Consider the following 7,106-nt stretch of genomic DNA (forward strand, 5'->3'; position numbering starts at 1 on the left):
GAACGTCCCTTCGTTACCTGCGAAGGGATCACTCCTGTTTAGAATCCTATGCAGCGCAAGCACCAGACTTGCATGCATAACAACAAGAAAGGTACTACTAGATGAATGCGATTTCTCGCCTCGCTACTGTCATTTCTCTCGCCTCATTGCTTCCCCTGTCTGCATTCCCGCTGAGTACGCTTGCTGCCGATTCCAAAGGTTCGGTGGAAGTCGTTCACTGGTGGACCTCTGGTGGTGAAAAGGCCGCGGTCGATGTTCTGAAGGCTCAAGTCGAAAAAGACGGCTTTACCTGGAAGGACGGCGCAGTCGCCGGTGGCGGCGGTGCTACGGCCATGACCGTACTCAAAAGCCGCGCCGTTGCCGGTAACCCACCGGGCGTAGCGCAGATTAAAGGTCCGGACATCCAGGAATGGGCGTCTACCGGTCTGCTCGACACCGACGTCCTGAAAGACGCTGCCAAAACAGAAAAATGGGATAGCCTGCTCGACAAGAAAGTCTCCGATACCGTGAAGTACGACGGTGATTACGTGGCCGTGCCGGTGAACATCCACCGCGTCAACTGGTTGTGGATCAACCCGGAAGTCTTCAAGAAAGCCGGCATCGAAAAAGCGCCAACCACCCTTCAGGAATTCTACGCGGCCGGTGACAAGCTCAAGGCGGCGGGCTTCATTGCGCTTGCCCACGGCGGCCAGCCTTGGCAGGACAGCACCGTGTTCGAAGCGGTAGTGCTTTCGGTCATGGGTGTCGACGGCTACAAGAAAGCCCTGGTCGACCTCGACAACGCTGCACTGACCGGCCCTGAAATGGTCAAGGCGCTGACCGAGCTGAAGAAAGTCGCGACCTACATGGACGCCGACGGCAAAGGCCAGGACTGGAACCTGGAAGCGGCCAAGGTCATCAACGGCAAGGCCGGCATGCAGATCATGGGTGACTGGGCCAAGAGCGAGTGGACAGCGGCCAAGAAAGTCGCCGGCAAAGACTACGAGTGCGTAGCCTTCCCGGGCACCGACAAGGCCTTCACCTACAACATCGACTCCCTGGCGGTGTTCAAGCAGAAAGACAAGGGCACTGCTGCCGCTCAGCAGGACATTGCCAAGATCGTGTTGGGTGAGAACTTCCAGAAAGTCTTCAGCATCAACAAGGGTTCGATTCCGGTTCGAATCGACATGCTGAGCGACATGGGCAAGTACGGTTTCGACTCCTGCGCCCAGACCGCTGCCAAGGACTTCCTGGCGGACGCCAAGTCCGGCGGCCTGCAGCCGAGCATGGCGCACAACATGGCGACCACGCTGGCGGTACAAGGTGCGTTCTTTGATGTCGTGACCAACTTCATCAACGATCCGAAAGCCGATCCTGCCGTTGCCGCCAAGCAGCTCGGCACTGCCATCAAAGCTGCCAAGTAATGCTTGGCCCCTGTTGGAGCGAGCCTGCTCGCGATAGCGGTGTATCAGTTGATACATCCAGAGTCTGACACTCAGCTATCGCGAGCAGGCTCACTCCTGCAAGGGGAAGCATTTCCAACGTAAATTTTCTCTTCGTACGGGATCTTCCCATGAGTTCTGTTGCTGTGTTCAGCAAGGCCTCGCCGTTCGATGCACTGCAGCGCTGGCTCCCCAAACTGGTGCTGGCGCCCAGCATGTTCATCGTCCTGGTCGGTTTCTATGGCTATATCCTGTGGACGTTCGTCTTGTCGTTCACCACGTCGACCTTCCTGCCGACCTACAAATGGGCGGGCCTGGCGCAATATGAGCGGCTGTTCGACAACGACCGTTGGTGGGTAGCGAGCAAGAACCTGGCGCTTTTCGGCGGCATGTTCATCGGTATCACCCTGGTGATCGGTGTACTGCTGGCGGTGTTTCTTGATCAGCGCATTCGTCGCGAAGGTTTCATTCGCACCATTTACCTGTACCCGATGGCGCTCTCGATGATCGTCACCGGTACCGCCTGGAAGTGGCTGCTCAACCCGGGCATGGGCCTGGACAAATTACTGCGTGACTGGGGCTGGGAAGGCTTTCGCCTGGACTGGCTGATCGATCCGGACCGCGTGGTGTACTGCCTGGTGATCGCTGCGGTATGGCAAGCCTCGGGCTTTATCATGGCGATGTTCCTCGCCGGCCTGCGTGGTGTTGATCAATCGATCATCCGTGCCGCCCAGATCGATGGCGCGAGCATGCCGCGCATTTACCTGAAAGTGGTGTTGCCCAGCCTGCGTCCGGTGTTTTTCAGTGCGGTCATGATCCTGGCCCACATCGCGATCAAGAGTTTCGACCTGGTGGCGGCAATGACCGCCGGTGGCCCGGGTTACTCCTCCGACCTGCCTGCGATGTTCATGTATTCCTTCACCTTCAGTCGCGGCCAGATGGGCATGGGTTCGGCCAGTGCGATTCTGATGCTCGGTGCGATTCTCGCAATCATCGTGCCTTACCTGTACTCCGAGCTGAGGACCAAGCGCCATGACTAGTTTCGCTGCCAAACCTTCCATCAGCCTGAGTCGCATCGCGATCTACGGCGTGCTGATCCTTGCCGTATTCCTTTACCTGATACCGCTGGTGGTCATGCTGTTGACCAGTTTCAAGACGCCGGAAGACATCAACTCCGGCAACCTGCTGAGCTGGCCGACCGTGGTCAGCGGCATTGGCTGGGTCAAGGCGTGGGGCACGGTGGACGGGTACTTCTGGAACTCGATCAAGATCACCGTCCCGGCGGTGATGATCTCCACTGCCATCGGTGCATTGAACGGTTATGTGCTGTCGATGTGGCGCTTCCGAGGCTCGCAACTGTTCTTCGGTTTACTGCTGTTCGGTTGCTTCCTGCCGTTCCAGACCGTCCTGCTGCCGGCCTCGTTCACCCTCGGCAAGATGGGCCTGGCGAGCACCACCACGGGCCTGGTGTTCGTGCATGTGGTCTACGGCCTGGCGTTTACCACGCTGTTCTTCCGTAACTACTACGTCAGCGTTCCCGATGCGCTGGTGAAGGCGGCGCGGCTGGATGGCGCGGGTTTCTTCACCATCTTCCGCTTGATCATCCTGCCGATGTCCACCCCGATCATCATGGTCTGCCTGATCTGGCAGTTCACCCAGATCTGGAACGACTTCCTGTTCGGCGTGGTGTTCTCCAGCGGTGACTCGCAACCCATTACGGTGGCGTTGAACAACTTGGTCAACACCAGTACCGGGGCCAAGGAATACAACGTTGATATGGCGGCGGCGATGATCGCCGGGCTGCCGACCCTGCTGGTCTATGTGGTCGCAGGCAAGTATTTCGTGCGCGGGCTGACGGCCGGCGCAGTCAAGGGGTAATCATGGCTACGCTCGAACTTCGCAATGTAAACAAGACTTATGGCCCCGGCTTGCCGGATACCCTCAAGAACATCGAACTGTCGATCAAGGACGGTGAGTTCCTGATCCTGGTCGGACCTTCGGGTTGCGGCAAATCGACCCTGATGAATTGCATCGCCGGTCTGGAGACCATCACCGGCGGCGCGATCATGATCGGTGACCAGGACGTCAGCGGCATGAGCCCGAAAGACCGCGACATCGCCATGGTGTTCCAGTCCTACGCGCTGTACCCGACCATGAGCGTGCGCGAGAACATCGCCTTTGGCTTGAAGATCCGCAAAATGCCCGCCGCCGACATCGAAGCGGAAGTGGCGCGGGTAGCCAAGCTGTTGCAGATCGAACATTTGCTCGGCCGCAAACCCGGCCAGCTCTCCGGTGGTCAGCAACAGCGCGTGGCGATGGGCCGTGCCCTGGCGCGGCGGCCGAAGATTTACCTGTTCGACGAACCGCTGTCCAACCTCGACGCCAAGCTGCGCGTCGAGATGCGCACCGAAATGAAACTGATGCACCAGCGCCTGAAAACCACCACGGTCTACGTGACCCACGACCAGATCGAAGCCATGACCCTGGGCGACAAAGTGGCGGTGATGAAGGACGGGATCATTCAGCAATTCGGCACGCCGAAAGACATCTACAACAACCCGGCCAACCTGTTCGTGGCGAGCTTCATCGGTTCGCCGCCGATGAACTTCATCCCCCTGCGTTTGCAGCGCAAGGACGGTCGTCTGGTGGCGCTGCTCGACAGTGGTCAGGCGCGCTGCGAATTGCCGTTGGGCATGCAGGACGCCGGTCTTGAAGACCGCGAAGTGATCCTCGGCATGCGCCCGGAGCAGATCGTTCTGGCGGGCAGCGAGCCGAATGGTTTGCCGATCATTCGCGCCGAAGTCCAGGTCACCGAGCCAACCGGTCCCGACACCCTGGTGTTCGTCAATCTCAACGAAACCAAAGTCTGCTGCCGTCTGGCACCAGACGTTGCACCGGCCGTGGGCGAGACCCTGACCCTGCAATTCGATCCATCGAAAGTGCTGTTGTTCGATGCCAAGACCGGGGAGCGCCTGGGGGTGGCCGGTCAGCCTAAAACCGAGACTCACAGTGCCAATGTGGCGCAGTTCAAAGGCCGCTGAAGATCAAAAAATGTAGGAGCGAGCCTGCTCGCGATAGCGGTGTATCAGTCGACAAAAATGTTGAATGAAAGTCCGCAATCGTCGGAACGCCGCCCGGAGCCGGCTCACTCCTACAGGGGGATATGCGGCGGGTGGCCTGTCACCCGCTGCACCGGATGTCACCGCGTTAAATAAAAACAGTTAATAACAATAAAACGAGGATGTAGGGATGAAGAAGAAGAACAACGCTCAGCTTATCTGCCAGTTGTCAGCCGTTGCGGCAATGATGCTGGCTGGTAGCGTGCACGCGGCTGACGCGTTCAGCGCCGATTCGGAATGGATGACCGGTGATTGGGGTGGCGAGCGGACCAAGCTGATCGAGCAGGGTATCGACATCAAGATGGACTACGTCGGTGAAGTGGGCGGCAACCTCCACGGCGGGTTTAATGATGACAAGACGGCGCGTTACGCCGACCAGTTTGGTCTGGGCGTGGCGCTGGACCTGCAAAAACTGTGGGGCTGGGATAACACCCAGGCCAAGATCCAGCTCACCAACCGTAACGGTCAGAACATCTCCAATGACCGTGTCGGCGACCCGCGTGCCGGCACCTTGAGTTCGTCTCAGGAAGTCTACGGCCGAGGCCATATGGTCCGTCTGACCCAATTGTGGATCAAGCACCAGTTCCTCGACGGTAAACTGGACGTCAAAGCCGGTTACTTCGGTGAAGGCGAGGACTTCAACACCTTCCCTTGCGAGTTCCAGAACCTGGCATTCTGCGGTTCCCAAGCGGGTAACTGGGCCACCAACATCTGGTACAACTGGCCGGTCATGCAGGCTGCGGTTCGCGTGAAGTACAACATCTCGCCTGAGTGGTATGCGCAGATCGGCGCGTATAACCAGAACCCGACGCAACTGGAGCACGGTAACGGCTTCAAGCTCAGCGGCAGCGGTACTGCCGGCACCGTTTTGCCAGTCGAACTGGTGTGGCTGCCTAACCCGAATAACCTGCCGGGCGAATACCGTGTCGGTTACTACAAAAGCACCGCCAATGCCGATGACGTCCGCAAGGATGACAATGGCAATGACGCAGCCACCAGCGGCAACGCCTACCGCAGCCACGACAGCAAGCACGGCTACTGGTTTGTTGCCCAACAACAACTCACCAGCCACAACGGCGACAAATCTCGCGGTCTGAACATCGCAGCCAACGCCACTTTCCACGACAAGGACACCAACTTCGTCGACAACTACCAGTCGCTGATGTTTGTGTACAAGGGCCCGTTCGATGCACGTCCAAAAGATGACATGGGTATCGGTTTCGCCCGTATCCATGTCAACGATGACGTGAAGAAAAACGCCGAACTGGTCAACGCCGCCAATGGTGTCACCGAGTATGAAGATCCACTGTTCTCGCCACTGCGTAGCACCGAGTACAACTACGAGATCAACTACGGCTTCCACGTTACCAACTGGCTGACCGTGCGTCCTAACCTGCAATACATCACTCACCCAGGTGGTGTTGATGAAGTCGACAACGCGCTGGTCGCCGGCCTGAAAATTCAGTCGGTGTTCTAACGCTGTTGCGATAAGCTCTTCTCCATGTGCGCATTTTTGCGGACAGCCTTGGCTGTCCGCTTTTTTTTGGGGGCGGCGCACCCCGGGTGATATTCAGGACCGTGGCACATGCATGAGCATCCGCTACAACGCTTCTTCAAATCCTTGCGCGAACGTCCGGTGTTTGCGTGGGAGCGCTATCAGAAGCGCGACGTGCTGGTGATCGACCATCCGCTGTGTCAGGCGGTGTTCAGTCGGCAGGGGGCGCAGTTGCTGCACTTCCAGCCAAAGGGTCAGAAACCCTGGCTGTGGTGCGCGGCGAAGTGGCCGCAGGTCGGCGCGATACGTGGTGGCGTTCCGGTGTGCTGGCCGTGGTATGGCCGTCATCCGAGCGAAAACGCCTGGCCTTCCCATGGTTGGGCACGGCTGATCGACTGGAAGCTGCTGGACAGCAGCGCCGATGACGATGGCGTGCGCCTGCACTGGCAACTTCAGTTGTGCGACTGGCAAGTGGACCTGCACGCGCACTTGGGCGACCGCATGGATTTACGCCTGAGTACCGAGCATCAGGACAGCCTGCCGTGCCAATTGAGTCAGGCGTTGCATGCGTATTGGCGTATTGGCGACGTCGGTGAGATAGCGCTGTCTGGCCTCGACGGGGCGCAGGGTTACGACCAGTTGAACCGGCAGGTTTGTCATCAGGAAGGCGAGTTGCGGGTAGAGGGTGGCTGTCAGCGGGTGTTCCAGCATGACGGCGAATTACAGCTCAAGGACCACGCCTGGCAGCGTGAATTGTGCATCGATACCGGCGACCATGCGGACACGGTGGTCTGGCATCCGGGCACGCGGCCGTTGTTGGGGGTGAGCTGGAATGAGATTTCGGAGTTTGTCTGTGTGGAAGCCGCGAGTGGCGGGACGGATAGTCTGAGCCTGGCGCCGGGGGAGAGGGCGCATTTGAGTTTGCAGGCGCGGGTTGGGGCGTAAGATCAAAAGATCGCAGCCTCGCTTCGCTCGACAGCTGCTATGTATGGACTCGCCCCCACATTCAACCTGCTTTTGAACACTGCTACCCGGTTGCATCTATGTATGAGGCCTGTTCGAGGAAGTCTT

General features: G+C 58.6%; 6 protein-coding genes. All 6 read left to right on the plus strand.

Translation table 11 applies throughout. The features are described 5' to 3' along the window. Positions 1 to 101 precede the first annotated feature (101 nt). The 6 genes from QF010_RS33590 to QF010_RS33615 all read left to right on the plus strand — a co-directional run bounded on the left by QF010_RS33590 (position 102) and on the right by QF010_RS33615 (position 6,980). On the plus strand, positions 102 to 1,403 hold the full coding sequence (locus tag QF010_RS33590) for an ABC transporter substrate-binding protein (RefSeq protein WP_033056824.1): 1,302 nt from the start codon (positions 102 to 104) through the stop codon (positions 1,401 to 1,403). Positions 1,404 to 1,552: 149 nt separating this feature from the next. Further along, entirely contained in the window at positions 1,553 to 2,461 is a 909-nt protein-coding gene (locus QF010_RS33595; RefSeq protein ID WP_033056822.1) for a carbohydrate ABC transporter permease, read from the plus strand. After that, positions 2,454 to 3,299: a carbohydrate ABC transporter permease gene (locus QF010_RS33600; protein WP_033056821.1), complete on the plus strand. Its 846-nt coding sequence runs from the start codon at positions 2,454 to 2,456 to the stop codon at positions 3,297 to 3,299. Before QF010_RS33595 ends, QF010_RS33600 begins: the two co-directional genes overlap by 8 nt. 2 nt (positions 3,300 to 3,301) lie before the next feature. Next, positions 3,302 to 4,462 carry an ABC transporter ATP-binding protein gene (locus QF010_RS33605; protein ID WP_033056820.1) on the plus strand — a complete coding sequence of 387 codons (1,161 nt, stop codon included), beginning with the start codon at positions 3,302 to 3,304 and terminating at the stop codon, positions 4,460 to 4,462. Between the two features lie 208 nt (positions 4,463 to 4,670). After that, entirely contained in the window at positions 4,671 to 6,017 is a 1,347-nt protein-coding gene (locus QF010_RS33610) for a carbohydrate porin (RefSeq protein WP_033056819.1), read from the plus strand. Between the two features lie 108 nt (positions 6,018 to 6,125). Beyond that, on the plus strand, positions 6,126 to 6,980 hold the full coding sequence (locus tag QF010_RS33615) for a D-hexose-6-phosphate mutarotase (protein WP_429534809.1): 855 nt from the start codon (positions 6,126 to 6,128) through the stop codon (positions 6,978 to 6,980). The last annotated feature ends 126 nt before the right edge of the window (positions 6,981 to 7,106 follow it).

Origin of the sequence: Pseudomonas silensiensis, assembly GCF_050434865.1 — a bacterium.
GTDB classification, from domain to species: domain Bacteria; phylum Pseudomonadota; class Gammaproteobacteria; order Pseudomonadales; family Pseudomonadaceae; genus Aquipseudomonas; species Aquipseudomonas fluorescens_W.

What these genes read in the sequence shown, in the direction of transcription:
- QF010_RS33595 (WP_033056822.1), top strand. Translation starts at nt 1,553, where the DNA reads ATGAGTTCTGTTGCTGTGTTCAGCAAGGCCTCGCCGTTCGATGCACTG.
- QF010_RS33590 (WP_033056824.1), top strand. Translation starts at nt 102, where the DNA reads ATGAATGCGATTTCTCGCCTCGCTACTGTCATTTCTCTCGCCTCATTG.
- QF010_RS33605 (WP_033056820.1), top strand. Translation starts at nt 3,302, where the DNA reads ATGGCTACGCTCGAACTTCGCAATGTAAACAAGACTTATGGCCCCGGC.
- QF010_RS33610 (WP_033056819.1), top strand. Translation starts at nt 4,671, where the DNA reads ATGAAGAAGAAGAACAACGCTCAGCTTATCTGCCAGTTGTCAGCCGTT.
- QF010_RS33615 (WP_429534809.1), top strand. Translation starts at nt 6,126, where the DNA reads ATGCATGAGCATCCGCTACAACGCTTCTTCAAATCCTTGCGCGAACGT.
- QF010_RS33600 (WP_033056821.1), top strand. Translation starts at nt 2,454, where the DNA reads ATGACTAGTTTCGCTGCCAAACCTTCCATCAGCCTGAGTCGCATCGCG.